Annotated in this window: 23 protein-coding genes; 14 read left to right on the forward strand and 9 right to left on the reverse strand. The window is 52.4% G+C overall.

What is annotated here, in order from left to right:
* The first annotated feature begins 118 nt into the window (after positions 1 to 118).
* From mgsA to KNP72_RS09435, 4 genes are all read left to right on the forward strand, one after another.
* Positions 119 to 532 (forward strand): methylglyoxal synthase, encoded by a 414-nt coding sequence (mgsA, locus tag KNP72_RS09420; RefSeq protein ID WP_214718660.1) that lies wholly within the window; start codon positions 119 to 121, stop codon positions 530 to 532.
* A gap of 90 nt (positions 533 to 622) precedes the next feature.
* Positions 623 to 1,432, forward strand: a complete 810-nt coding sequence (locus KNP72_RS09425; protein WP_251128953.1) for a hypothetical protein — start codon at positions 623 to 625, stop codon at positions 1,430 to 1,432.
* Between the two features lie 113 nt (positions 1,433 to 1,545).
* Positions 1,546 to 2,061, forward strand: coding sequence for a YflT domain-containing protein (locus tag KNP72_RS09430; RefSeq protein WP_029596367.1), 516 nt, complete (start codon positions 1,546 to 1,548; stop codon positions 2,059 to 2,061).
* A 13-nt stretch (positions 2,062 to 2,074) separates the two neighbouring features.
* Positions 2,075 to 2,770, forward strand: coding sequence for a YflT domain-containing protein (locus KNP72_RS09435; protein ID WP_214718661.1), 696 nt, complete (start codon positions 2,075 to 2,077; stop codon positions 2,768 to 2,770).
* A 48-nt stretch (positions 2,771 to 2,818) separates the two neighbouring features.
* Here the strand turns inward: KNP72_RS09435 and KNP72_RS09440 are convergent, their stop codons facing one another.
* From KNP72_RS09440 to KNP72_RS09450, 3 genes are read right to left on the reverse strand one after another with little or no spacing between them, the layout of a single operon-like run.
* Positions 2,819 to 3,781, reverse strand: coding sequence for a 2-hydroxyacid dehydrogenase (locus tag KNP72_RS09440; protein WP_214718662.1), 963 nt, complete (start codon positions 3,779 to 3,781; stop codon positions 2,819 to 2,821).
* Positions 3,782 to 3,831: 50 nt separating this feature from the next.
* On the reverse strand, positions 3,832 to 4,974 hold the full coding sequence (locus KNP72_RS09445; protein WP_214718665.1) for a YcjF family protein: 1,143 nt from the start codon (positions 4,972 to 4,974) through the stop codon (positions 3,832 to 3,834).
* Positions 4,975 to 4,986: 12 nt separating this feature from the next.
* Positions 4,987 to 6,105, reverse strand: coding sequence for a GTPase (locus KNP72_RS09450; RefSeq protein WP_214718671.1), 1,119 nt, complete (start codon positions 6,103 to 6,105; stop codon positions 4,987 to 4,989).
* A gap of 81 nt (positions 6,106 to 6,186) precedes the next feature.
* Between KNP72_RS09450 and KNP72_RS09455 the strand changes: the two genes are divergently transcribed.
* Entirely contained in the window at positions 6,187 to 6,573 is a 387-nt protein-coding gene (locus KNP72_RS09455) for a VOC family protein (protein ID WP_214718672.1), read from the forward strand.
* A gap of 95 nt (positions 6,574 to 6,668) precedes the next feature.
* Entirely contained in the window at positions 6,669 to 7,469 is an 801-nt protein-coding gene (locus KNP72_RS09460; RefSeq protein ID WP_214718673.1) for a formate/nitrite transporter family protein, read from the forward strand.
* 51 nt (positions 7,470 to 7,520) lie between these two features.
* Here the strand turns inward: KNP72_RS09460 and KNP72_RS09465 are convergent, their stop codons facing one another.
* Positions 7,521 to 8,984 carry an alanine/glycine:cation symporter family protein gene (locus KNP72_RS09465; protein WP_214718674.1) on the reverse strand — a complete coding sequence of 488 codons (1,464 nt, stop codon included), beginning with the start codon at positions 8,982 to 8,984 and terminating at the stop codon, positions 7,521 to 7,523.
* Positions 8,985 to 9,404: 420 nt separating this feature from the next.
* On the opposite strand from KNP72_RS09465, the gene KNP72_RS09470 reads away from it, so the two are divergent.
* A complete protein-coding gene (locus KNP72_RS09470; RefSeq protein ID WP_214833023.1) occupies positions 9,405 to 10,379 on the forward strand; it encodes a hypothetical protein in 975 nt (324 codons plus the stop codon).
* Positions 10,380 to 10,430: 51 nt separating this feature from the next.
* Here the strand turns inward: KNP72_RS09470 and KNP72_RS09475 are convergent, their stop codons facing one another.
* From KNP72_RS09475 to KNP72_RS09495, 5 genes are all read right to left on the reverse strand, one after another.
* Positions 10,431 to 10,598: a hypothetical protein gene (locus KNP72_RS09475; protein WP_021067950.1), complete on the reverse strand. Its 168-nt coding sequence runs from the start codon at positions 10,596 to 10,598 to the stop codon at positions 10,431 to 10,433.
* A 1-nt stretch (position 10,599) separates the two neighbouring features.
* Positions 10,600 to 10,803, reverse strand: a complete 204-nt coding sequence (locus KNP72_RS09480; RefSeq protein WP_021067949.1) for a YwbE family protein — start codon at positions 10,801 to 10,803, stop codon at positions 10,600 to 10,602.
* Positions 10,804 to 10,867: 64 nt separating this feature from the next.
* Positions 10,868 to 11,203 carry a hypothetical protein gene (locus KNP72_RS09485; RefSeq protein WP_214718677.1) on the reverse strand — a complete coding sequence of 112 codons (336 nt, stop codon included), beginning with the start codon at positions 11,201 to 11,203 and terminating at the stop codon, positions 10,868 to 10,870.
* Positions 11,204 to 11,250: 47 nt separating this feature from the next.
* Positions 11,251 to 12,948, reverse strand: coding sequence for a glycoside hydrolase family 13 protein (locus KNP72_RS09490; protein WP_251128954.1), 1,698 nt, complete (start codon positions 12,946 to 12,948; stop codon positions 11,251 to 11,253).
* A 141-nt stretch (positions 12,949 to 13,089) separates the two neighbouring features.
* Positions 13,090 to 13,845 (reverse strand): alpha/beta hydrolase, encoded by a 756-nt coding sequence (locus tag KNP72_RS09495; RefSeq protein ID WP_128123028.1) that lies wholly within the window; start codon positions 13,843 to 13,845, stop codon positions 13,090 to 13,092.
* A gap of 384 nt (positions 13,846 to 14,229) precedes the next feature.
* On the opposite strand from KNP72_RS09495, the gene KNP72_RS09500 reads away from it, so the two are divergent.
* The 7 genes from KNP72_RS09500 to KNP72_RS09525 all read left to right on the forward strand — a co-directional run bounded on the left by KNP72_RS09500 (position 14,230) and on the right by KNP72_RS09525 (position 25,749).
* On the forward strand, positions 14,230 to 17,736 hold the full coding sequence (locus KNP72_RS09500) for a chitobiase/beta-hexosaminidase C-terminal domain-containing protein (RefSeq protein WP_214833025.1): 3,507 nt from the start codon (positions 14,230 to 14,232) through the stop codon (positions 17,734 to 17,736).
* Positions 17,737 to 17,846: 110 nt separating this feature from the next.
* A complete protein-coding gene (locus KNP72_RS09505) occupies positions 17,847 to 19,052 on the forward strand; it encodes an NAD(P)/FAD-dependent oxidoreductase (RefSeq protein ID WP_214833027.1) in 1,206 nt (401 codons plus the stop codon).
* A gap of 49 nt (positions 19,053 to 19,101) precedes the next feature.
* On the forward strand, positions 19,102 to 19,764 hold the full coding sequence (locus KNP72_RS09510) for a hypothetical protein (protein ID WP_214833029.1): 663 nt from the start codon (positions 19,102 to 19,104) through the stop codon (positions 19,762 to 19,764).
* Positions 19,765 to 20,000: 236 nt separating this feature from the next.
* A complete protein-coding gene (locus tag KNP72_RS15980; protein WP_285800965.1) occupies positions 20,001 to 20,132 on the forward strand; it encodes a hypothetical protein in 132 nt (43 codons plus the stop codon).
* A gap of 109 nt (positions 20,133 to 20,241) precedes the next feature.
* On the forward strand, positions 20,242 to 22,251 hold the full coding sequence (locus KNP72_RS09515) for a catalase (protein WP_214833031.1): 2,010 nt from the start codon (positions 20,242 to 20,244) through the stop codon (positions 22,249 to 22,251).
* Positions 22,252 to 22,396: 145 nt separating this feature from the next.
* Complete coding sequence (locus KNP72_RS09520; protein ID WP_214833033.1) at positions 22,397 to 23,581, forward strand: MFS transporter; 1,185 nt, start codon at positions 22,397 to 22,399, stop codon at positions 23,579 to 23,581.
* A 110-nt stretch (positions 23,582 to 23,691) separates the two neighbouring features.
* Positions 23,692 to 25,749, forward strand: a complete 2,058-nt coding sequence (locus KNP72_RS09525) for a PAS domain S-box protein (protein ID WP_214833035.1) — start codon at positions 23,692 to 23,694, stop codon at positions 25,747 to 25,749.
* Positions 25,750 to 25,847 lie beyond the last annotated feature (98 nt).

The raw sequence follows: 25,847 nt of genomic DNA on the forward strand, positions 1-25,847 counted from the left end.
TATAAATCATTCTCGTCAAAACGTTTTTTAGAAAGTGCTCTTATAAGAAAGAAGTCGTGTCTTTCTCCAGTAAATGTGATACGAATTAAAAGAAGAAGTCTTTTGAGGAGGAATCAAGATGAACATCGCCCTGATTGCCCACGATAAGAAAAAAGATGATTTGATTGTGCTCGTAAAAGCCTACGCCCACGTCTTGAAACAACATCAATTATTCGCGACCGGCACAACCGGGAAGCGCGTCGCCGAGGCGACCGGTTTACCGGTCCATTGTTTTCAATCCGGACCGCTTGGCGGGGACCAAGAAATCGGTGCCGCCGTCGCCCGAGGCGAGATAGACATGATTATTTTCTTCCGTGACCCGTTGACGGCCCAGCCGCACGAACCCGATGTGAGCGCCTTGATGCGTCTCTGTGACGTGTATTCGATTCCGCTAGCGACGAATATGGGAGGCAGTGAGATTCTCATCCGCAGCATCGAACAAGGGGACTTCGAATCATTGACGCTATCGCATAACGACCCACCCCCGGAATAATCCAACTATGAGAAGAGAGGAATTTTTCTGAAATCACACGTATCGAACGACCCAATCGTTCAACAGTTTTACGATCAAGTCCGAACGCACTTGCACGACCTGCTCAATGATGAGACGAAAGCCGATCGGTTGCTCGACAGTTTAGCGGGCTATATTCGACAAGCGGAAAAGAACGAACAGTCGCTAGAGGGGCTGACCAAGCAAAACCCGAAGGAATATGCCTTATTCTTAATCGAACAACCGACGACGAACGAAGAGTATCGCCGTCGCTACCATACGATGATCGAGGCGTCAGAAGAATTGAAATCGCATGAGAAAACTCAAGCCAATCGGGAATTCGACTGGGCCATCGATCGGCTCAACGACGTCCAGGTCAAGCTTCAAGATGTCGAGATGCGTGACGTCTCCTTTTTGGCCTATACAAAAATCGAGGCCATCAAATCATCGCGTCGCGTCTGGAATCAATTCGGTTGGCTGCTCGGCATGATTTTAGCGTTCGCTTATGCGAATCTGTTGCTCGTTATGGATGACGTATTCAGTTTGCGCTTGTTCACGGCACCGGCCACGCCTTATCCGCTCGACTACTTCGGATTCGTGCTCCCAGTGTTGTTGACTGGTGCCGTGTTTGGACTTTTGACGCGGTTTCGCCATCACTTTCAGACGTTAGGACGACGGATTCTATTCGCCTTGCTCATCATTGCCGTATACGTCGGGTTCGTTTTACTGACCCAGCCCATCCTGTTCTCGCTCGGATGGTCATTCTTGATTCAATTGACGCCTGTGTATGCGCTCATTCTGCTCGCGATCAGTGGATTCATGGCCATGTGGACACTCGTCGAGTTCGTTTGGAAGAACACGCGATGCCATCTCGGAAACGAAACATTGATGATTTATTATTGATGACGCCATTCTCGCCTTGAGATGGCGTTTTTTGTTTGAACCTTTGTTAGAACGGAAATTACTAATAGCGTGACGTCGATTTAACAAATAAACGATTACGAAGGAGGCACAACATGTCGGATCGCAAAATCATTGGGTTATTCCATAATGAGCAAGAAGTCATGGATAAGGTGAATGAACTCAAGCAAGCTGGGGAAGCAGAGAAAAACATGCACGTCGTAGCCAAGCGGGATGGGGAAATTTCTGCCTTGCGTTACCACACCGATGTGAACGCCGAATCGGGGATTCGTGATGTCAACTGGTTGGACCGTGTGAAAGCGTTCCTTCACGGAAGCGACCGCATTCGCGATGAGTTGCGGAATATGGGGCTTAGTGACGCGGAGGCTGAAGAGTATTACACGTCAATTGATGCCGGCAAACTATTGCTTTACATCGATAAGCATTCATACGAACGCTATCCGAACATGTATAAAAAAGATAGTGAGCTCGATCATGATAAAGGGGAGGAAGCGGATGGCATCGCCTTCGACGCGAAACCGTTCAATGATCATGACGAGGAACCGCGCGGCACGAAAGAGGACCCAATCGTCCGCGGACATTCTGGCTTAGAAGACCATCGCCGATTATAAGGAGGAAACCAACATGAGTGAGAAACGATTCATCAGCATGTATGACACGCAAGATGCAGCGCTCGGCAAAGTCGAGGAGTTGCGTGCGAAAGGCTACAAAGATTCAGACATCTATGTCGTCGCCAAGCATGAGGACAATGTCTCAATTTTGCGTCGTCAGACAGACGTCCATACCGAAGCGTCGCACCATACCGGATGGTTCGATAAAGTTCGGGCTTTCTTGAGCGGGCATGAGGATGTACACGCGGGACTTCGAAACATGGGCTTGAGCGAAGAAGAGGTAAATCGCCACTATAGCGACGTCGAGGCCGGAAAAATCTTGATTTATGTGGACGAAGATTTCGAACGTCGCCACAATGAAGGACTGACGGTCGATTCCACGCCTTATAACGACTCGAGACACGACTCGAGCCATCAAGGCCACCATACGGCTGATGGTCTTGAAATCGATTCGACTCCATATAATGAACGGAAACATGCCACACATGATGCGAGTCGTTCTGACCGCCCGTCATCTGATGGCTTAGAGGTCGATTCGAAACCGTTCAATGAATCGGTCGGTGATGACCCGAACCGAGCCGTCGACCCTGAACAAGATCGCTTGGATAAAGAGTCCGATATAAACGACCGCGAGAACAAATTGCGCGGACTCGATGATCGGGCACTTCGTAACGACTATGAAGATCCGGATAATATTCGCCGTTTCTAATCCACGGATGCAACAAGGACCTGACCGCAACCCGGTCAGGTCCTTGTTTTACGTCAAACGGTTCTTCGGTTCTTCCCCATCAAGCACGTTCATGATGGCTTCTCGATTGAGCGCCATCATCGCGAGTCGGGTCTGAATCGAGGCGCTGCCGATGTGCGGAAGTGTCGTCACGTTCGGGAGTGTCAAGAGCGGATGGTCCATTGCCACCGGCTCTTTCGCAAACACGTCGAGACCGGCCGCCCAAATTCGCTGTTCTTTTAACGCCTCGTATAACGCCGTCTCATCGATAATCTCGCCACGGGCGACATTGATGAAGATGGCAGTCGATTTCATTTTAGCGAACTGTTCCACCCCTAGCATCCCACGTGTTTCCTCGGTGAGGGGCGCAAGGACGACGACGAAATCGGATTGTTCGAGCAGTTCATCGAGTTCCGCGTAGACGAACCCGTACATCGATTCCGATTCATGCCGTCGCGTCCGATTATGGTACAACACGTCCATGTCGAAGCCACGGGCCCGGCGTGCGACCGCCTCGCCGATACGTCCCATTCCGATAATCCCGAGCTTGGCCCGATACAAGTCCATACCGACGTACCCCATCGGCGTCCACGACTTCCACTCCCCGGCCCGTAAATCACGTTCCGCTTCCCCAAGCCGGCGTGCCGTCATCATCATCAGTCCGAAAGCGAGGTCGGCCGTCGTCTCGGTCAACACGTCTGGCGTGTTCGTCACGATAATGCCACGTTCTTTCGCCGCCTCGATATCGATATTGTTATAGCCGACCGCCAAGTTCGAGATGACTTCGAGCTGCGGGGCTTGCTCCATCAGTTCCCGGTCAATCGTGTCACTGAGCATCGTCCAAAGCGCATGTGCCGACGCCGCTTCTTCCACTAACACGTCACGCGGGACACTCTTCGCTTCTTCTTCCCACATGCGGACCTCATACTTGTCCCGTAGCGGTGCCACAGCCTCTTCCGGTAATCGTCTCGTGATGTAAATTCGTTTCTTCATGTCGTTTCCCCCTTTTGTCTCGTCTCGACCAGTGTATCAAACCGGTTCAATCAAGACTTCTTTTTCGTCACTGGATTTTGTTCCATGAACTTTTCGAACAACGAGCCAAAGTCACTGTCGAGCAGTTGCTCAATCGTCTTCGATGAGTCCATCGCGTTCCGGTACGCGACTTCGTTGATGGCGAGGCCGATCGCCCACGTGATGCCTGATGCGACAGTCGCATTGATGACGCTCGCCGCCGCGTTCGCCCCCGGGAAGAATTTCATAACGTTCAGTAAAATCGTCTTCGAGAGCGCCCGTCCGATTTGCGGGATGATGGTGCTGCCGATCAGCGTCTTCAGCATATCGTCGTTCGCTTTCACGCCCCAGTAGCGGAACAAGTGAACGCTCATCGTCACTTGAATCGGTGTGAGCGCGATCGCATCAGCGAACGGAAGCGGAACGGCGGCCGCCGTTCCGGCACTGGCGACATAACCCGAGATGATGCGGTTCGCCTTCTTCCGCTTCAATTTGAGCATCGCCTCACTCTCGGCATGAATCTCCATGAGCAACCCTTCTTGGAGCGAGTGATCGAGCTGTTCGACCGACCACGTGACAAGACGTTCCCAATCGAGATGGGCCCGTAATTCCGGATCATTCAACAGCTCGGCGGCGACGCTGACTTGGAACACGGCCTCTTCAGGTACCACATCCATTAATTCCTGTCGGAGGGCCGTGAGCTCATCTACATCGACTTGGTCGATTTGTGTCAACAGGACGGCGACCGATGTCGCTTCGTTCAACTGTTTGATGAGCGCCCGGTCGAGCGGGGTGACCCGTTTCATCGAGGCGTTGATGACATACCAGACGAGATGAATCTGTTCGGCCGCCCCTTTCGTCTGGGCCCGCTCAACGAAACCGATGACTTCATCGGCATACGCTTGTTGCCGGGCGCTCCCGATTTCATATCCTTCACTGTCGTAGAGCACGATGGCGATCTCATCACTCATGAACTGATGAATCCCTCGCGTCACCGGTTCACCGGCGGCCACTTTCGTCAAGTCGCGACCGAACACGTGGTTGACGACGGAACTCTTGCCTGATCCGGTCGCTCCCGCGATTAAGATATTCGGTTTTTTGACTTTTCCGCGCAATCGGTCGAGCTCTTCCTTCAAATCGTACGTATCAAAATTGAATTTGGTCTGTTTATCCATGTCCGTTCCTCCTCATTGATTGAGCGTCCGGCCGAGCCGTCGCATCTCTTCCTCGAATCCGCGGTGCACGTCCAGCTCGATCGTCTGTTTGACCAGCTCGTACTGTTGATTGACGGCTTTCTTGATGCCGCGCTCCGCCGTTCGCCGTTTGAACGCCCAGTAAATGAAGTGGACGCCCGGAATCATGCCGAGCACCATCTTTCGGACGGTCCGGTTAAACGAATAATCAAACCCGAGCTCGACCCGACGCGTTTTAAAAACAAGGTCGGACGGGGCGCCGACGAGCGGGTAGCGTTCCATCAATTGAATATAATGCCGAACGCCTTGGGCCATCGCCGCCTCTGTCGTCTCAGCGGCCGCTTCGAGCGTTCGTTCCAAGTCTTTTTCGATTTGCCGGGCTTTCCAGCTGATCATCACTTGCGGGGTGATCATGCGAATCGTCTCAGCCGAATGATAGCTCCGGGCGCGCCACGCCTCTAATTCGGTCAATAAATGACGCGTCAAGTTATGCGGTAGTTTTCGTTCGACGTCTTTCCAAAGGTTGGTCCGATTACGTTGCCACACCGCTTCATAGCCGATATGCGGCACGACTTGTCCGCCGAGCAATTTCTTTTCGACACTGTTGACGCGAATCATCGCATCCCGTGAAATTCCGAGTTCGCGCATGAGCACGTCCTCCATCGCTTCCGCCTTCTCGACGTTCATCGCACTGTCTGGGTTATAGTTCGTCAAGATGATCGTCACATTGCTTCGCTTCGCGTAGAGCGGTTTGAGAATCGATTCGAGTTCGTACGCCTCGACGCGCCCCGAGTTGATCGAGAGTAAATAATAGATGGTATGGAACCAGTCGGCGATATCGAGCGCACCTTCTCGCTTGTTGACGATGGAGAGGACCGCTTCATGCCATTCGTCGGACCGGTCCGCTTCGAGTCCCCACGTATCGAAGAAACGGAACAGGATACCGCGCTCGAGATCGTAGTACTCGTATTCGTGAAGTCCTTCGGCCGTCACCGGGCTGCCGGCACGTGACTCGGCAACGTCACGCCCATAAATGTAATTTAAAAAAGCGCTCTTCCCGACCCCGGTCTTCCCGGCGATCAATATGTTCGAGACAAGCCCCGTGTTGTCCATATGGTTCCCCCTGCATTCGTTATATAATAACCATTATACTAAACGGACGCATTTGAAACGTCCGACGGAAGGATGAGACCGATGCTGCACCATGTCGAACTGTACGTTTCCGATTTAACGAAGAGTCTCAACGCTTGGGACTGGCTTCTCACCGAGCTCGGCTATACCGTCTATCAACAATGGGACGAAGGGCGAAGTTATCGCTTCGGCGCCACGTATCTTGTCTTCGTCCAAACCGAGGCCGACCACCTCGAACCGCCCTATCATCGTAAAAAGACCGGGTTGAACCACCTCGCTTTTCATGCCTCCTCATTGGAGCAACTCGAGCGACTGCGCTCAGAATTGCCTCAGCACGGATTCACGGAGCTCTATGCCGATCGATTCCCTTACGCCGGTGGTCCGAACTATATCGCTCTTTATTTCGAGGATCCCGACCGAATGAAAGTCGAACTCGTGGCAACGATGTGAACAGTTGAAACGGCTTTCAAAAAAGTTTGTGAAAACAATTGCAAACTTTCAGTGGACCTCCTAGACTTAAGTTGTCTAAAGGAGGCCGTGTTCAAATGGAAAAACAAGCTGTCGAGTATATGGAAGAAGCCGCCTATAAAAAAGCGACGCTGTTGCGTCATGCGTTCGGTCACTACGCACTCCGCTCCATCGTCGCCGGGTTTCTAATCGGTATTGGGGTCGTGTTTGCCTTTTCGGTCGGTAACATGTTCATCGATGTTCCCGGGACGATGCTGTTTGCCGGGATGAGTTTCTCGGTCGCCCTCGTCTTCATCGTCTGGATGGGCGGCGAGCTGTTCACGAGCAACACGATGTATTTGTATACGGGCGCGAAACGCGGACGTGTCGACTGGCGCGATTTGACGGCCGTCTGGGGCATCAGTTGGATTGGTAACCTCGTCGGTGCGCTTCTCCTCGTCGGACTCGTCATCGGGGCCCACAGCATGGGTGACGTCGACGCCGATCACCTGTTGTCGGTCGTCGCTACGAAAAAGATGGGCGGTGAGGCGTTAGCGATTTTCTTAAAAGGGATTTTGTGTAACATCCTCGTCTGTATCGCCATCTTCATGCCGCTGAAAACGAAGAATGATGTCGCCAAAATCATGCTGACGATGCTCCCGGTCGTCATCTTTTTTGCCGCCGGCTTCGAGCACTCGATTGCCAATATGGGCATTTTCGGGCTTGTGCTCTATTATGTCCCGTCCGAGGCGATTAACGTCAGTCTGGCGTTGCATAACCTCGTCTTCGCCACGCTCGGCAATATCGTGGGCGGTGCCTTGTTCGTCGCCGGGACGTACGTCCATTTGAACGCCAAGCCAGCCGATACGAAAATCGAATCCATCCGTCAACAAGCATAAAAAGACAGGGGCCCCGATGCGCAGGGCCCCTGTTGTTGCACATTGAACGAATTAACCTTTTGTCGTATCGGCAGCAGCCGCTTGGACTGCACCTTGTGCGACTTCTTCTTCTTCGACGTCCCAACATTCCGTGTTCTCGATGCCGAGTTTACGGGCCGAGAAGCGTGGGTTGAGCCCTTGGGCACGCTGCTCTTCGTAGTCGCGAAGGACTTTGAAGGCGACGCCACCGAGTAACGTGATGGCTGCAATGTTGATTAACGTCATCCCTGCCATGAACAAGTCAGCCAAGCTCCAGACGAAGCCGAGGCTTGCGACCGCTCCGATGAAGACGAACGCCATTGTCGCAAGGCGGAAACCAAGAACTGCGTTTTTGCTCTTCTTGATGAACTCGATGTTTGTTTCACCGTAGTAGTAGCTACCTGCGATTGAACTGAAGGCGAACAAGAAGACACTGACAGCGACGAACGCTGGCGCCCATGATCCGATTTGTTCGCTCAATGCATTTTGAAGCATGACGATTCCTTCTCCGTTACCGGCAGCATAGCTGTCTGAGAGGAGGATGATGGCCGCTGTTGCCGTACAGACGATCAACGTGTCCAAGAAGACACCGAGCGCTTGAAGGAAACCTTGTTTCGCTGGGTGTGAAACTTCAGCAGCTGCTGCCGCGTTTGGTGCCGAACCCATACCTGCTTCGTTCGAGAAGAGACCGCGACGTACACCCATCGAGATGGCTGCTCCGACCGATCCACCGAACGCTTGCTCAAGACCGAATGCGCTCTGGAAGATCATCGCTAACACGCCTGGGATTTCTGTGATGTTGACGACGACGACATAAGCGGCGATGGCCAAGTACAATCCAGCCATAATCGGTACAACGATTGCCGAGAAGTTGGCGACACGGTGTACACCACCGAAGATGACCAATCCAGTCAAGACGACGAGGATGGCTCCACCGACGACGGCATCGATGCCGAACGCGTTATCAAACGCGGCCGCGATCGTGTTCGATTGCACTGAGTTGAAGATGAGACCGAACGTCACCGCGATTAAGACGGCGAAGACGATACCAAGGGCCCGGTTGTTGAGTCCTTTTTCAATGTAGTATGCTGGACCGCCGCGGTACGCGACGTCATCTTTTACTTTATAGACTTGTGCGAGCGTGCTCTCAATCATCGCTGTCGCTCCACCGAGAAGCGCGACGATCCACATCCAGAAGACCGCTCCTGGTCCACCGACCGTCACGGCGACGGTGACACCGGCCAAGTTACCCGTCCCGATTCGTGTGGCTGCTCCGATGAAGAACGATTTCATTGAACTGATGCTCTTGCTGTCTGTGACCTCCGGTTTTTCAGCGACGACCCGGAACATCTCTTTTAAGTAACGGAACTGCATAAAGCGTGTCCTCACTGTAAAGTAAATCCCGGCTCCGACGAGCGCGACGATGAGAACATACGTCCATAAGATGTTGTTCATGTAATCGACGCTTCCTTGTAACATGCTTTGCACGGCTTCCATAAATAAGTTCCTCCCTGTTGTGTGAATCTAAAGTTGTTAAGATGTTTTATAATGTCTTGTTTTGAATTATACAAAGATTCTGACAATTATCAATAATTTTTTTATAGGTCAGTTCACACTTATTTCATATGTTATATAACAAAAGTTGAGTTATAGCTTTATTTAAAGCGCTTACAAAGTTATCTGAAAGAAATAATAAATCTTTATTTCCCTGCTGTATTTTGACGTCCTCATTCAACTTGTTTCAAACTATTCGCTTTGTGAATAGGTTTTAATGTGAATATTGTTTACATTTCTCATCTCGTTTGAATTATTTCCCTGATTTGCGACTGAACGCTAATTGACCGGGTAATAAATAACTATAGGTGTGCACCTTCTATAACACCACGTTCAGTCATCACGAGGAAAGAAGGGAACGAGATGAAGAAGCATCGAAAATGGTGGTCACTGTTGTTCGTGCTCATGTTCGTGCTGTCGCTCTTGCCAATGAAAGGAGTCGTTGCGGAAGAAAGTAGTAAACAATGGTGTGTGTCGACGACGTCGAGTACAACGATTTATGCGGGACAAAACATCCCGATTGGTACTGTTGACTTTGAGTTCGTTGCCGATGGGCTGAAAATCGTCATCGATTTGAATGACGGGGTCGTCTTACAGGATGTACCAGAAAACATCAAGATTGATTTCCGTTTAACGACCGAGTCTCTTGAGCGTGGAAGTCCCGGTGCATATGAATTCAAGATCAAATCACTTGTCGACCCGACACAGTTACTGATTCCGTATGCGAATCTCGCCGGTTACCTTGGAGTCACTGAATCCACGCTTTTGTCAGACGGATTCCAATTCAATGTTTTCCTCCACTTGGATACGGTCGTGAACGGTTCGAACGAAACAGCCTATCCGGGTGATCCGGGCGTCGGTACTCCTTGGGTCCGCTACGTCACGTTGACGGTGGAAGAATGTACGCCACCACCGCCACCAACGGACGACTATGATGTGTATACGATCGGTTTCTGGAAAAACACATTCAACTTCGACAAAGTAACGTTCTCGTATGGAACGTTCATTACACTCAACGGCCAAACCTATAGCGTGACTGACGACCGTGAAGCACTCGCCCTGCTCATGGATCCCGCGAAAAGAGGAATGACCGAAGAGAAACGATTGATTATGCAACTGACGGCTGCAAAAATCAACGTCTTGTTAAACGGTACTGATGTGCTCGATCTCGAGCTCGTCTATGCCATAGACAATAGCGAGGTCGGGTTGACCGTCGGTGAATTGCTCGCCGGTGCGGACGCGGCGCTTGCAAGCAAGAACGTTGAACAGATGAAGTACTATCAACAGCTGCTCGACCACTTCAACAATGGCTATTTCATCGGTACGTCACATGACTGAACAAACCTGGACAAACAAAAAAGGCAGTCGCTCATTGTGAGCGGCTGCTTTTTAAACGCCTGTCCGTTTCTTCTGGTTGTTCGGCTTCTTCGTCAACTGGTTCGTCAACGGTTTCTGCTTCGTCCCACGAAGTCCTGTCGGCACTTTCGTCTCGTTTTGTTTCTTTTCAGCGAGTTTTTGCTTCATCGCCTCTTGAAAACTTAATTTCTTTTCAGTCATGTTATTCACCTCCAGCTTCGATCACTTTCACCCGACCGACCTGTCCATCGCTTAAGCGTACTTTAATGCCGTGCGGGTGACGCGGCGAGTTCGTCAAAATGTCTTTGACGACGCCTGACGTCAACTTCCCACTCCGCTGATCTTGTTTTAGGACAATCTGGACGTGGAGCCCTGGGCGAATGTCCGCGCGTTTCGTGCCATCCATACCCGACACCCCTTTCCGTATAGTCAACCTCTATCATATGCTCTTTTCCCGCGTTTGTCACAATCTATTCCACGATGCCGATTTGTCCGACCGTCCTCGTCAAATAACTTTGATCGGTCTCGAATCGGTTCGTCCCCTGTCCCCAAGCCGTCTCGACCTCGACGCGGCCTCGTTCGAACGAGATTGTCAAAATCACTCGCCCTGCCTCATTTTGTAATCGAGCCACTCCTTGCAACGCGTGAAAGGCATGGGTCAAATCCCGTGCAAATTGGACATACGCCTCCGTCCGGACCGTCTCGATGACTTGCGCATGGACGAGTCGTAACGTGTCGCGTGACGCTTCCGCGATGACGAACTCGAATATCGTCTCATCGTTTCCCATCTCTATTTGATGCTGCATCTTCCTACCTCCTAAAAAGACACCTTCGCCGGGAAGGTGTCTTCTTATTATAAGCGGTACAGTCTTGCCTCGAACGGACGCAGCATAAACGTGTCCGTCTCGATCGTCTCAGGATCCATCTCATTCGTTAACACGAGCGTCGCTTTGTCGAGACCAGGCAGCGTCGTCTCGGCAGGGTTTGCCGTCAGGTTCACGACGACATAAAACGTTTGTTCTTCAAACTTCCGTTCATAGGCGAACACTTGCAGATGTTCCGGCAACAAATCGCGGTAACTGCCGTACGTGAACGTGTCTTCCGTCCGACGAAGACGAATCATCGCCTTATAGAACGAAAGAATCGAATGGGCATCCTTCGATTGGGCGTCGACGTTGAGCGTCTCATACTCTTCATGAATCGGCATCCACGGCGTCACCGTCGAGAAACCAGCGTTCGGTGACGCGTCCCATTGAATCGGGGTGCGGACGTTGTCGCGTGATGTGCCCCATACGTGCTGCATCGAATCGATTTCGCTCATCCCGTTGGCAATCCGTTCGAAGTATTCATTTTTCGTCGCCACATCGTCATAGTCATGGATGGACGGAAGCGGCACATTCTTCATACCGATTTCCTGCCCTTGATAGATGAACGGTGTCCCGTGCATGAAGAAATACATCATACCAAGCGCAGTCGCGCTCTCGCGCCAATAGTGGTTCTCATCCCCGACGAGCGAGACGGCACGGACCATGTCATGATTCTCGATATAGAGAGCGTTCCATCCCGTCTCGAGTAGGCCTTGTTGCCACTTGTCAAAGATGCGCTTCAGCTTGACGACATCGAGCGGCGCCAGACGTGATTGCCGCATGATATCGACATGGTCGAAGTGGAAGGCCATGTTCATCGCCCCGTTCTCCGGCCCCATCCATAAATCGGCGGCTTGCGGTTCAATCCCGTTCGTCTCGCCGACCGTCATAATATCGTAATTGGCGAACGTCTCCTGCTTCATCTCTTGGAGATAGTCGTGGATGCCATCGATGTTCGAATACATCGAGAACGCCGTGACGTGCGGTTTTCCGTCTGGGGACGGCAACATCGTCTCGGTTGGCATCTTCTTGATGTGGCTGATTGCGTCGACCCGGAATCCGTCGATGCCTTTGTCGAGCCACCAGTTGATCATATCGTAGACGGCACCACGCACGTCTTCATTTTCCCAGTTCAAGTCCGGCTGTTTTTTGGAGAAGACGTGCAAATAGTATTGCTCGGTCGTCTCATCGTACTCCCACGCTGAACCACCAAAGATGCTCGCCCAGTTGTTCGGGGGTCCCCCATCCGTCCCATCGCGCCAGATATACCAGTCGCGTTTCGGGTCGTCTTTCGAGCGTTTCGATTCGACGAACCACGGGTGCTCATCGGACGTATGGTTGACGACGAGGTCCAAGAGCAGCTTCATGCCGCGTGCATGGACGGCTTTGAGCAATGCGTCAAAGTCTTCCATCGTCCCAAACTCTTGCATGATGTCTTGATAGTCCGAGATATCATAGCCGTTGTCATCGTTCGGAGATTTGTACATCGGACATAGCCAAATCACATCGATGCCAAGGTCTTCTAAATAATCGAGCTTCTCGATAATACCACGGAGATCACCAATCCCGTCTCCGTTCGAATCTTTAAAGCTACGCGGGTAAATCTGATACGCGATCGCTTCTTTCCACCACGTGCGGGTGACCGTTTTTTTCGCCACTTGTTCTCTGCTGACCATTGACTCCATACGCCGCTTGCCTCCTACATCTCATCATTTATATTTTATATACTTGAACAGCAATACCTGTTTTAGGCTGAATCTAATACTACAATAGCACTTGTGCAAGCGTTTGCAAATAATGAGATATAAAAAAATGTAGTCCGGAGACTACATTTTCGGGGCTGTCGCAACTTGTTCACAGAATGCGCCGATGACGTCCGCTAACCGCTCCCGGTCATGGTCCATCGTCGCCACATGATACGACTGTTCGAGCACCTCTCGTTGTTTTGGGGCTTGAACAGTTTCGTACAACCACATCGAGTCCTCGGGCGGCACGACGTTATCGATGGCCGAATGGATGACGCACGTCGGCACGGTCACCTCGGCCGCCATCGGTCGCACTTCCTCGATGAGCGCGAGTAATTCCCGAATGGCTGACGTCGGCACTTTGTCGTAGACAATTTCATACACACCCGGCGCACAGATATCCGGTTCGTCTTCATCAATGAAACGACAGACATCGTCCGTGGCGTGACAGGCATAGCCTGGCACGGACAAGGCCGCATTGATGGTGACGATCGCATCGGCCTGCCCGGCCAAAGCGGCCTTCATCGCCAGCGTCCCGCCCATTGACTGCCCGACAACGATGACGTGTCGACATCGCTCACGCAAGAGACGGATACCGGCTTCCATCGACTCATACCAGCAGCGGCGTGTCGATTGCCGAAACTCTTCCGGATCCGTCCCATGTCCTTTGAGCCGCGGTGCGAAGACGGTGAATCCTTTCTCCATCAAGGCGGTTCCAACGTCACGCACACTTTGAGGCGTCCCGTTAAAGCCATGGCATAACAAGATGCCAATATCATTTCCTTCATAATAAAACGCGCCCGCTCCCGGGATGACCGGATAAGTAATTGTCGTCATTCGTTTCCTCCCTATTTAATCCACAGTTAACCGATACACTTAGTTGTATTAATGAATTGTAAGAGTTGCAACACGTCGCGTCAACCCGATTGCCTACTTGCTCAGTTCTCTTCATGTCTGTAATCAAACTGTAATATGAACTTCGCAATAAGTGGATTGAGTTCTGACGTCTGCTTGGTTATGTTTAACATGTAGTTGAAAAGTTGGTAAATGATAGTGAAATACGTCAAACGATGGGGAAATACGATTATGTCTTCCTGGCGTCAAGTCGAGTAATGTAAGCGCTATCATTTTTTTGGATTAAGGGGGCATCCGCTCAAGCAAGTGACCACACGAACTGGGACATCGTATCGGCCATCTACATAATCAAAGGGAGACTAACACATGGGGAAACCACAAGCACGTTCATTCAAACAAATGACCGGCCTCGCCTTATCAGCCGGACTCATCGTCAGCAGCATGACGCCGATCGCGGCAAACGTACACGCAGAGACATTGAACGCTTCAGACCTATTCATCTCGGAATACGTTGAAGGGTCTAGTAACAACAAAGCCATCGAATTGTTCAATGGAACGAATGCGGCCATCGACCTCTCGGCCTATAGACTTGAATTGTATGCGAACGGAGCGGCCACTCCAGGCACGACGCTCAACTTGACAGGTACGCTTCAACCAGGTGGCACATACGTCATCGTCAACGGCAGTGCGAACGATGCCTTGAAAGCAAAATCGAACGCGACGAGCGGTGTGACGAACTTTAACGGCGACGACACGCTCGTCTTGAAAAAAGGAGACACGGTGCTCGACGTCTTCGGTCAAATCGGATTCGACCCGGGCACGAAATGGGGAACGACGGTCGCCACGGTGGACCAGTCGTTAGTCCGTAAAGATACGGTGACGACTGGCGATGCGAACGGAGCGGATGCGTTCGACCCGGCCGTTGAATGGAACTCACAACCAATCGATACGTTCACGAACCTCGGATCGCACACGTTCCAAGGCGTCGTCTACGGCGATGGCGGTACGGTCGAACCACCGGCTCCGGTCACTCCGATTTCAATCAGTGACGCCCGGTCGAAAGCCGAAGGCGAAACCGTCACGATTAAAGGTGTCGTCACAGCGAAGCTGGCCAATACGATTTCGATTCAAGATGCGACAGGCGGCCTCTCGGTCCGTCCGACGTCACTCGCCGTCAACGTCGGTGATGAAGTCGTCGTCACGGGTGCCATCGGTTCGTACCGTGAATTGCTTCAATTGAACAGCGCCGTCGTCGTCTCGAAACAAGCGGCGAGCGTACCAGCTGCGCAAGTCCTAACTGGCGAACAAATCAATGAGGACGTCGAGTCGGAACTCGTCACCGTGAAGAACGTTAAACTCTCGGGCAGCGGGCAAAACTTGACGGCCACGGATGGAACGAAAGAGTTCGTCGTGCGTGATGAGCGCGGCATTCTCGATTTACAGACGGACGTCAACTACTCGTCGATCACGGGTATCGTGCAACAGTTCGATAACACGTATCAAATCATTCCGCGCGACGTATCTGACGCAGTAATCGACGCATCGGTACTCCGTCCGGCAACAGCGAAGCCAGGTGCAGGCACGTTCGTCGGTCCACAAGACGTGACACTTTCGACGACGACAGCGGGCGCTGACATCTATTACACACTCGACGGGTCGGATCCGAAAGTGAACGGTACCCTTTATACGTCACCAGTCCGCATCGAGGAGACGAAAACGCTCAAAGTTGCCGTCAAATCGGGTGATGCGTTCAGCGCCGTGACGACGTTCGACTATAAAATCACGGACAAAATCCGCATTCATGACATCCAAGGCGCAAGCCACACGTCACCGATGAACGGACAGACTGTTGAAGGCGTCGAGGGCGTCGTCACGTACTCGTTCGTATCGATGGGTACCACGTATTACTATATCCAAACGCCTGACACGGAAGCCGACCAAGATGCACGAACGTCAGAAGGAATCATCTTGTATGGTGGCCGTTCAATCGCGGGCATCCAAGTCGGTGACCTCGTCAACGTGAAAGGTCTCGTCAGCGAGTACGCCATCGAAGGCTACAGCGACCGTCAACAGACGGATATGAAGATGACGCAAATAGATACACGCAACGGAAGTGTCAACGTCGTCAAGAGCGGTGTCACACTCCCGACGCCAGTGAAAATCGACGCGTCGAACTTGCCGACCGAGTTCATCGACAGCGATGCCCTCGCCGTCTTCAACCCGGACAAAGACGCCATCGACTTCTGGGAGAGCCTTGAAGGGATGCGCGTCGAGACGGGCAACCTCAAATCGGTATCACCGCAACAGAACGGCGACCTCGTGACCGTGCTCGAAGCAACACCGACCGAGACGTTCAACGGTGGTATTCTGTTGAAAAAAGATGATGCCAACCCGGAACGGATTCAATTCCGTCTCGAACCAAATGCCGACGCTCGTGATTTCGATGTCGCGACCGGTGACCGCTTCAACGGCCCGATCGTCGGTGTCGTTGGATACTCGTACGGCAACTATAAGATTCAAGCTGGTCTTGATGAGATGAAGGCTGCCTTCGTCAAAGGTGATGCCAAGCGCGAGACGACGTTCATCGAAGCTGAAGAGGACAAATTGACGATTGCCTCTTACAACCTCGAGAACTTCTCGAACAACGTCAAAGAGACGTCGGACGAGAAAGCCCTCAAACTTGCGAAAGCGTTCGTCGAGGAGTTGAACAGCCCGGACATCATCGGCGTGACCGAAGTCCAAGATAACAACGGGGAAGGTACAGGCGATTCTGCGGCCGATCAAAGCTACCAACGTTTGATCGACAATATCGTCTCGATTGGCGGCAAATCGTACAAGTACGTCAACATCGACCCTGAGTACAATAAAGACGGCGGCGCACCAAATGCCAACATCCGTGTCGGCTTCTTGTATGACCCGGAACGTGTCTCGCTCACAGAAGGCATCCCTGCCGGTGACGCAACGACAGCTGTCGGTTATGAAAACGGCAAGTTGACGCACAACCCGGGCCGCATCGACCCGCTCAACCCAGCGTTCAACAGCTCACGTAAACCGCTCGCGGCCCAGTTCGACTTCCAAGGCGAGAACGTCGTCGTCATCGCCAACCACTGGAACTCGAAAGGTGGCGACACTGGTTTCTTCGGCTCGAAACAGCCGGTCGTGCTCGGCAGTGAAGTCCAACGAAAACAAATCGCTCAAATCGTCCATGACTTCGTCGCTGACGTGAAAACGGACAACCCGGACGCGAACGTCGTCGCCCTCGGTGACTTCAACGACTTCGAATTCTCGGATGCGATGCAAATCTTCAAAGGCGACTTGATGACGAACATGGTCGAGAAAGTTCCAGCTGTCGACCGTTACTCGTACGTCTATCAAGGGAACTCGCAAGTGCTCGACCATATCCTCGTGTCAAACCGTTTAGCGGCGACGACCGAAATCGATATGATTCACGTCAACGCTGACTTCACGGAAATGTCGGGCCGCGCCAGTGACCACGATCCGGTCCTCGCACAAATCGACCTCACTCCGGAGCCAGAAGTGGAATTGACGCGTTACACAGTCGAGAACAACAAGGCTGCACGCCTCGTCCTCCAAGATGACTTCATCGGCGTGACGATCGGTAAAGGCACGAACTTCAAGAACGGCATCTTCGTACGCGGCGCCTACACGGAATTGACAGGTGACCCGCTCAAAAACATCGTCGTTCAAGTGAAACCGAAAGAAGCCGGTGCCATCATCGACTTCGACGGCGCAACTGTCAAAGAAGTAATTGTCGATGGAACGAACTTGGCTGAAATCCGTGGCGCAGAGAATGTGAAACGGATCAGCTACACGAAAGGCGCATCCGCGAACACAGTCGTCATCAAAAAGTAACGATTGAATCGAATACGCAAGCCGCAGACAGATTGTCTGCGGCCTTTTGCGTTTTCATTCGTGAAATTCGGGGATTAAGTAGAAGATGCTGATTATCGGAGGATGACGTTATGGAGATGCACAACGGGAACTTATATTGGCCGACCACAGAATCGGAACAGATCGTCTTACAAAAACCGATCAAGAAAGAGCGCTACGACGTACTCGTCATCGGCGCGGGCATGTCGGGAACGCTGACAGCCTATACGCTTTACAAAGACGGTGTCGATTTCGCCGTCATCGACCAAGGGAAAGTCGGAGCCGGGAGTACGGCCGCGAACACAGGACTCATTCAATACTCGAACGACATTATGTTGCACGAACTAGCCGAGCAAATCGGTGAAGAGGACGCGGTCCGCTTCTATAAACTGTGTGCCGAGGCGGTGGATGCGCTCGACGAGGTCGCTGGGACGGTCGACGCCAAAGACGTCTATATCCGGCGTGACAGCCTTTGCTTCGCCAGCAGCGAAGCAGATGTCTCCAAATTGAAACGGGAGTATGAGATGCTGACGAAACACGGACTCGCGGCCGAATGGCTCGACCGGGAGGCGTTACAAGACCGCTATCCGTTCGATAAACCGGCCGGCTTGATTACGAACGGCGATGCCGAGGTCAATCCGCTCACGCTCAGCCGTCAGGTCGTCCGCTACTTGTCGACCCAAAACGTCCCGATTTTCGAAGAGACGGACGTCACAGAAGTCGTCGCCGATGGAGACGACTGGCTCGTCTTGACCCCCGCGGGAACGTTCAAAGCGGGCCACGTCATCTTTGCGACCGGTTATCGCCCGGCCCCGCTCCTCGACACGCATCGGATCGAACTCAACCGTTCTTATGCGATTGCGACGAATCCCGTTCCTGACTTCGACGAGTGGGAAGGTCAGGCGCTCATTTGGGAAACGAAACGGCCGTACCTCTATTTACGGACGACCGTCGACGGCCGCATCATCGCCGGCGGACTCGATGAAGAAAAAGCAGAAACCCCGCATAGCGAGGCACTCATTCAAAAACGGGCCGAGCGATTGCGCCAAGAAGTCGAGGCGCTGTTCCCGATGTATGATTTGACAGTTGAATACGCCTGGGTGGCCCTGTTCGGTGAGTCAATCGACCAACTACCCTTTATCGGGGAACATCCGGACCGTCCGAACCTTTATTATTTACTTGGGTATGGGGGCAACGGCACGGTCTACAGCATGTTAGGTTCTAAAATCTTGAGCGAGTTGGTCCGCGGCATCGACAATCCAGATGCTCGAATCGTACGATTAAATCGGACACGTTAATCCCCTGACATCAGGGGATTTTTTATACATACACATTGGAGTGAGTGAAATGACAACAAAACAAAAACCAAAATGGGTGTATCGGCTGAGGCGCGCTCTTCTCTTCATCCCCGCCATCGCCTTGACCGTCTACGTCTGGCCGCACGAGCCAGCCGAAGAAACGACCGACGAAACCGTCACGCAAGCAGAGGCGACAGAGGATGAACGACGTTACACGATTGAAACGAGACAAGCTGTGACAGAAGATGAGGCCGTCCGCTATACGTATGATATCGTGGTCCACGGACAACCTGACGTCGAGACGCTCCAGTCCATCAGTCAGGATGTCATGGACGAGATGACGGCGCGCGATACGTTCCAAGCCGCCCTCCTCCGCTTTTATGATCACGAAGCCTATATCGGTACCGAATCGCCACTCGGCGAAGCCGTATTCGCCCCTGAAGGCGATTGGAGCCTGGCGGACACGGTCCAACCCGGCGCCTATGAAGAGATGTCGTTCGGCTGGCAGTTAAAAGAGAAGGAATGGGACACACAACTGTCAGATGAAGAAGCACGCGTTTGGCAAGCCTGGAATCGCGTCTACGAGGCCGAGCAATCGGACGACCCTGACTTGAAAGCGAAAGTGACCCGTACCGTCTCAACGAAATATGATCTCAATCCCGAAACGGTACAACGTATCGTCTTGAAGCAAAGTGTCTGGGCCGCATTATAACCTGATTCATCCAAAAAGATAGTACGATTTTTCCTTTCTTTGGCTAAATATATGATGGTATATATGCGACCGTTGATCAGTCAGATAAAAGAGGACACTATGAAATGAAAGACAACGAGAACCGATTGATCCATCTGTCGCAACTTAAAGTCGCACCGCTCCCGAAATTCGCCGTCGGTGCGAGTTACGTGGCGTACCGGGACTACGACTGGTGACTCCGCAATCAAGTCGAGTATTTGACGTTGATCCATATCGGTGAAAAGACGACGAAAATCACGTCTGCCACGGTTCAGAAGACGTCGCGCCACTACGTCGTGCGCTACAAACTGTCGGACGGCACGACGAAAACGCTATCGATGTTACGCTAACCTCCATTTTAAAAATGGGGGTTTTTTCTTGGTCGGTTAGGGAAAACTCGTACAGTAGGCCAAAATGTGGCTTACGGCGTGTGCGCATACTTAAAGGGGAGGCACTAACATGGGGAACAAGAAAGAAGAACAGTTAAAACAACATACGATTGATAACGAGCAGCAAGCCGGGCTCACGACGAACCAAGGGCTGAAGATGGCCGAGGACGAATTCTCGCTCAAAGCCGGACGTCGTGGACCGACACTGATCGAGGATTTCCATTTCCGCGAGAAGATGACGCACTTCGACCACGAACGGATTCCTGAACGCATCGTGCACGCACGCGGCGTCGGGGCGCACGGGGAGTTTCAAGTGTATGAGTCGCTCGCCGACTATACGAAAGCCGACTTCTTGAACGATCCGTCGAAAGTGACGCCGGTGTTCGTCCGTTTCTCGACGGTGCAAGGTTCGCGTGGGTCTGGGGATACCGTGCGCGACGTTCGTGGGTTCGCGACCAAGTTCTATACCGACGAAGGCAACTATGACCTTGTCGGGAACAACATGCCGATCTTTTTCATTCAAGACGCCATCAAGTTCCCCGACCTCGTCCATGCCGTGAAACCGGAGCCGCACACGGAAGTACCTCAAGGCGGCAGCGCCCACGACACGTTCTGGGACTTCGTCGGACAAAACCATGAGACGGCCCATATGATCATGTGGGCGATGAGCGACCGGGGCATCCCGCGCAGCCTTCGCATGATGGAAGGGTTCGGTGTGCACACGTTCCGTCTCGTCAACAAGGAAGGTAAGGCGCATTTCGTCAAGTTCCATTGGAAACCAAAACTCGGGGTCCATTCGCAAGTTTGGGACGAGGCGCAGAAAGCGCTCGGTAAGAACGCCGACTTCCACCGCGTCGACCTGTATGAAGCAATCGATAAAGGCGATTATCCAGAATGGGAGCTCGGGCTTCAAATCATCTCCGAAGAAGACGAGTTCAAGTTCGACTTCGACATTCTCGATCCGACGAAACTTTGGCCGGAAGAAGAGGTTCCCGTCAAACTTGTCGGGAAGATGATGCTCAACCGCAACGTCGACAACTTCTTCGCCGAGACCGAGCAAGTCGCGTTCCACCCTGGCCACCTCGTGCCGGGAATCGACTTCTCGAACGACCCGCTCCTTCAAGGGCGCCTGTTCTCGTATACGGATACGCAACTGTCACGTCTCGGGGGACCGAACTTCCATCAAATCCCGATCAATAAGCCGGTCTGTCCGTTCCATAACAACCAGCGCGACGGCATGCATCAGATGGCCATCCATAAAGGGCAGACGAGCTACCATAAAAACGCGCTCAACAACAATCAACCGGAGCCCGTTCCAGCCGACCAAGGCGGATTCGAGCACTATCAAGAGAAAGTCGACGGCCACAAGATTCGGGGCCGGAGCGACAGCTTCCTCGACTTCTATTCGCAAGCGAAGATGTTTTATAACAGCATGACCGACGTCGAAAAGCAGCACATCCAAGACGCCTGCAGCTTCGAGCTCGGCAAATGTGAGTCGGACATGGTCAAAGAGAACGCCGTCGATTTGTTGAATCGAATCGACCGTCATCTCGCCTCGGTCGTTGCCGACAACCTAGGTGTCGACCTCCCGGCCGAGAATAACGAAGTCGTCTCGGACAAAGCCTCACCGGCGCTCAGCATGGCCAACACGATTGCGAAGCCGGACACGAAGAGCGTCGCCGTCCTCCTTGCTGGAGACGTTGATGCCGCGCAAGTGAAGGCGTGGGTCCAAGCGCTCGCTGATCACAAGGTCAACTACAGCCTCGTCGGAAAAAAATCGTATACGCTCGGCGATCTTAAAGTGAAAGAGACGTACGACACGGTCGACTCGAGTCTGTTCGATGCGGCTTTCCTCGTCAGCACCGCGACCTCGGTCGAAGACGACGTGCTCGAGTTCATCGAGAACACGTATAAACACTTCAAACCGCTCGCGTTGCATTTGCATCACGATGAAGTGCTCGACCGTTGCCGCGTGAAGACAGATCAGCCTGGCGTCTACACGTTCAAACAACATAGTCTCGATGGCTTCGATACGTTTATCGACGGTATCGCGAAAGGCCGGTTCTGGGACCGTAAATAATTGCTCGATGTCACCGATTCGCTGAAGCGAATCGGTGTTTTGATTGGAATGCGTCTATTCGGACAAACCCTTCTCGTTTTGTTATACTCCTTTAGTTATGTTTATTAACTATTTAGAATCAAACGGATAAGGAGGCGGGCTGCAGATGCAACTGACCGCACAAAAACTATGGACGAAAGATTTCCTCATCATCTCTCTCGTCAACTTCTTCTTAACACTCATCTTTTTCTTATTGATGGTGACGATTGGCGTCCACGCCGTCTCAGCATATGGGGCTTCGACGAGCGAGGCCGGCCTTGTTACCGGCATTTTCATTATCGGGACCCTCTTCGGGAGACTCTTTATCGGGCGCTTGATTGACTCAATCGGACGTCGCAAGACGCTCCTGATCGGCCTGACGTTCTTCACGGCTACGATTTTGCTCTATTTCCTCGACTTTGGCATCGGCTTCTTACTGTTTACGCGCTTTGCCCACGGTCTCGGAATGGGACTATCGAGCACGGCGACCGGAACGATTGTCGCCCAAGTCATTCCCGGCTCTCGAAAAGGCGAAGGAATCGGCTACTATAGCATGAGTTCAACGCTCGCTACTGCCATCGGACCGTTCGTCGGCTTGATGATGAGCCAATACATGAGCTTCTCGGTCATCTTTCTTGCCTGTTTCGTCATCGGTCTCATCAGCTTAGGGAGCGCCTTGTTTGTAACGGTGCCTGAAGCTGACAACCCACAAGTCGTCCGGGGTCTTTCGCTCGGTGCATTCGTCGAACCGAAAGCGTTACCGATTGCGCTTATCATCGGCGTCGCCGCCCTCAGCTATTCGAGTGTGCTGTCCTATATTAATTTTTATGCGAGCGAGCTCGACCTCGTTGAAGCGGCGAGTATCTTCTTCCTCGTCTACTCCATCGCCGTCCTCATCTCGCGCCCGATCACAGGTCGTCTGATGGACGAACGCGGCGCCAATATCGTCATGTATCCGGCCATCGTCCTCTTCGCCGTCGGAATGCTCGTCTTGAGCCAGGCGAACAATGCCGTCATGCTGTTACTCGCCGGAGCATTGATTGGACTTGGCTTCGGGAATATCCAGTCCGGTACCCAGGCAATCGCCGTCAAAGCGGCGGACCCTCATCGGATGGGTATGGCCACGTCGACGTTCTTTATCGCCCTCGACGCAGGTCTCGGATTCGGCCCTTACTTGATCGGGTTACTCATTCCGTTGACCGGTTTCTCGACACTGTATCTGTTACTTGCTGATGTCGTCTTCTTTACCGTGTTCCTCTATTACTTGATGAACGGTCGCCGCGAGCGGGCCGAAATGAAGCAAGCTGCCTGACAGGACGTCTCATCGTCCTGTCTTTTTTGGAATGTTCACACATTTTGCTACGACTTACGGTAATATGAGAATGACGCGCCGAAAAGTTTTTGATTGAAATGAGGGACATGATGCACGCCGACCAGACCATCCAACACTATTCCTCCGTCCTGCTCCGTACGTTCGACAAAATCTCTGATTTTGTCTTCTTTATGGAAGTGGACGGTTCAACTTATCGTTACGTATTTGTAAACGAACCGGGAAGACAGGCGATTGGCTGGACAGAGGCCGATATCGGGAAACGTGTCGAAGACATGGTTCCACCTGAGACGGCCGCTCTCGTCACACGCCATTATGACGAGGCGGTACGAGAACGAAAGAGTCTCGTCTTCGAGGACTATCGCCTGGCCGAACCATCTTATACGACAGCAGTCATCTCACACGAGATCCACTTACCCGTTTATTACTACGAGTCCGAGGTGACGCCGGTCTTCGATGAGGCGGGTGCCTGCACGCACGTCATCTCGGTCGTCCGGGAAGTGACGGAACGGAAACGTCGTGAACTCGAGTTGTCTATCTTGAAAGATCAGCACGAATCGCTCCAACGCTATTCACCGCACGGCATCTTCGTCCTCGACGATGCGTTTCGCGTCCAATCGGTCAATCCTGCCGTCACACAGATTACCGGTTACGAGGAAGCCGATTTGTTGGGGGAATCTTTTTTGTCATGGTTGCCCGAGTCAGAACGGCCCCTTGTCGATGAGGGTCTCCGCTCTGCCTTGTCTGGCACGCCGCACAAATACGGCATGACCGCTCCGCAAAAGACGGGCAACTGGCTCGATTTGGCCATCTTGAATATTCCGATTGAAGTCGGGGGACATATCACGGGACTGTTCGCCATCATTATCGACCACACCCCGGAGAAGAATGCCGAACGGGCGACTCAGGAGAGCGAGCGCCGTTATCGCCAATTGATTGAGACGATTCCTGAAGGGATCGTCGTCCATAAAGACGGCGTGATTCTATACGCCAACGCCTTGGCGCTAGAAACGATTGGCGAGACGTATATCGAGAGCGAATCGATTTTCACGTTCGTCGCCACGGAATATCATGAGACGACCAAGGCAAGCCTTCAGGCGTTGCGCCAAGGCGATCCGGTCCAAGATACAGAAATCGTGCTCGTCACGCCGGCCGGTCGAAAACTGCATATGGACATCGGCAGCCTGTTAATTGATTACGAAGGAACGACCGCCGTCATGACCTTATTGCGTGACGTGACCGAGAAACGTGAGATGGAGCGTGCCCTGCACCAGAGCGAAACGCAATATCGACTGATCACGGAGAATATGAGCGACCTTGTCTGTATCCTCGAGCGTGACGGCCAAGTCCGCTACGCTTCGCCGTCTCATCAAACCGTGCTCGGATATGCCCCGTCGTTCTACGAGGGCAAGAACACGCTCGACTTCATCCATCCGAATGACGTCGAACCGGCGAGACAACAACTCCGGACGATGACATCGACGAGCGAGCCGCTCACTCTCGAATTCCGTCATCTGCATCAAGATGGTCGTTGGATTTGGCTCGAAACGAAGATTCAAGCGATTTATGATGATACGGGGCAACTGCTTCACTATTTGACCGTCCCGCGTGAAATCATGAAGCGAAAAGTGCTTGAAAAACAGCTCAAGCATTTGGCTTACCATGATACGTTGACCGACTTACCGAATCGGCGCTATTTCCTCGCCTATTTGGAAGAGACGTTGGCCCGGTTCGAGGAAGAAGACGAGTCACTCGCCATCCTGTCGCTCGATATCGATTGTTTCAAACAAATCAACGACACGCTCGGCCACGACATTGGCGACGAGTTGTTGCGCCAATTCTCTACTCGTTTGACCGACGTATTGCGAAATCAAGATGTGGTCGCCCGCTTTGGCGGTGACGAATTCTCGGTGCTCATCCGCTACACGGAAGCTGACGCGCCAAAACGCGTGGCCGAAAAACTCGTGACCGCCCTTCAGCGCCCATGGCAGATTGAAGGCCATTCGTTCGTCACGACCTCTAGCGTCGGCGTGGCTCCGTACCGACCGGGAATGTCGACAAAACTGTTGCTCAAACGAGCCGACTTGGCCTTATATCAAGCGAAAGCTAACGGCCGCAATCAATACGCTTTGTTTGAAGACCGCTCCTAAGCGGTCTTTTTTCACGTGAAACATAGAAAAAAGCACATAAACACGAACATTAAAGATAATTAACCAGCAATCATCAAGAATTTTTACCTTTTATCGCC

This window comes from Exiguobacterium sp. s152 (assembly GCF_018618335.1).
Lineage (GTDB): Bacteria > Bacillota > Bacilli > Exiguobacteriales > Exiguobacteriaceae > Exiguobacterium > Exiguobacterium chiriqhucha.

Bases quoted from the DNA above. Each gene is read 5' to 3' on its own strand.
- mgsA (WP_214718660.1), top strand. From the start codon at position 119: ATGAACATCGCCCTGATTGCCCACGATAAGAAAAAAGATGATTTGATT.
- KNP72_RS09430 (WP_029596367.1), top strand. From the start codon at position 1,546: ATGTCGGATCGCAAAATCATTGGGTTATTCCATAATGAGCAAGAAGTC.
- KNP72_RS09435 (WP_214718661.1), top strand. From the start codon at position 2,075: ATGAGTGAGAAACGATTCATCAGCATGTATGACACGCAAGATGCAGCG.
- KNP72_RS09440 (WP_214718662.1), bottom strand. From the start codon at position 3,781: ATGAAGAAACGAATTTACATCACGAGACGATTACCGGAAGAGGCTGTG.
- KNP72_RS09445 (WP_214718665.1), bottom strand. From the start codon at position 4,974: ATGGATAAACAGACCAAATTCAATTTTGATACGTACGATTTGAAGGAA.
- KNP72_RS09450 (WP_214718671.1), bottom strand. From the start codon at position 6,105: ATGGACAACACGGGGCTTGTCTCGAACATATTGATCGCCGGGAAGACC.
- KNP72_RS09455 (WP_214718672.1), top strand. From the start codon at position 6,187: ATGCTGCACCATGTCGAACTGTACGTTTCCGATTTAACGAAGAGTCTC.
- KNP72_RS09460 (WP_214718673.1), top strand. From the start codon at position 6,669: ATGGAAAAACAAGCTGTCGAGTATATGGAAGAAGCCGCCTATAAAAAA.
- KNP72_RS09465 (WP_214718674.1), bottom strand. From the start codon at position 8,984: ATGGAAGCCGTGCAAAGCATGTTACAAGGAAGCGTCGATTACATGAAC.
- KNP72_RS09470 (WP_214833023.1), top strand. From the start codon at position 9,405: ATGAAGAAGCATCGAAAATGGTGGTCACTGTTGTTCGTGCTCATGTTC.
- KNP72_RS09475 (WP_021067950.1), bottom strand. From the start codon at position 10,598: ATGACTGAAAAGAAATTAAGTTTTCAAGAGGCGATGAAGCAAAAACTC.
- KNP72_RS09480 (WP_021067949.1), bottom strand. From the start codon at position 10,803: ATGGATGGCACGAAACGCGCGGACATTCGCCCAGGGCTCCACGTCCAG.
- KNP72_RS09485 (WP_214718677.1), bottom strand. From the start codon at position 11,203: ATGCAGCATCAAATAGAGATGGGAAACGATGAGACGATATTCGAGTTC.
- KNP72_RS09490 (WP_251128954.1), bottom strand. From the start codon at position 12,948: ATGGAGTCAATGGTCAGCAGAGAACAAGTGGCGAAAAAAACGGTCACC.
- KNP72_RS09495 (WP_128123028.1), bottom strand. From the start codon at position 13,845: ATGACGACAATTACTTATCCGGTCATCCCGGGAGCGGGCGCGTTTTAT.
- KNP72_RS09500 (WP_214833025.1), top strand. From the start codon at position 14,230: ATGGGGAAACCACAAGCACGTTCATTCAAACAAATGACCGGCCTCGCC.
- KNP72_RS09505 (WP_214833027.1), top strand. From the start codon at position 17,847: ATGGAGATGCACAACGGGAACTTATATTGGCCGACCACAGAATCGGAA.
- KNP72_RS09510 (WP_214833029.1), top strand. From the start codon at position 19,102: ATGACAACAAAACAAAAACCAAAATGGGTGTATCGGCTGAGGCGCGCT.
- KNP72_RS09515 (WP_214833031.1), top strand. From the start codon at position 20,242: ATGGGGAACAAGAAAGAAGAACAGTTAAAACAACATACGATTGATAAC.
- KNP72_RS09520 (WP_214833033.1), top strand. From the start codon at position 22,397: ATGCAACTGACCGCACAAAAACTATGGACGAAAGATTTCCTCATCATC.
- KNP72_RS09525 (WP_214833035.1), top strand. From the start codon at position 23,692: ATGCACGCCGACCAGACCATCCAACACTATTCCTCCGTCCTGCTCCGT.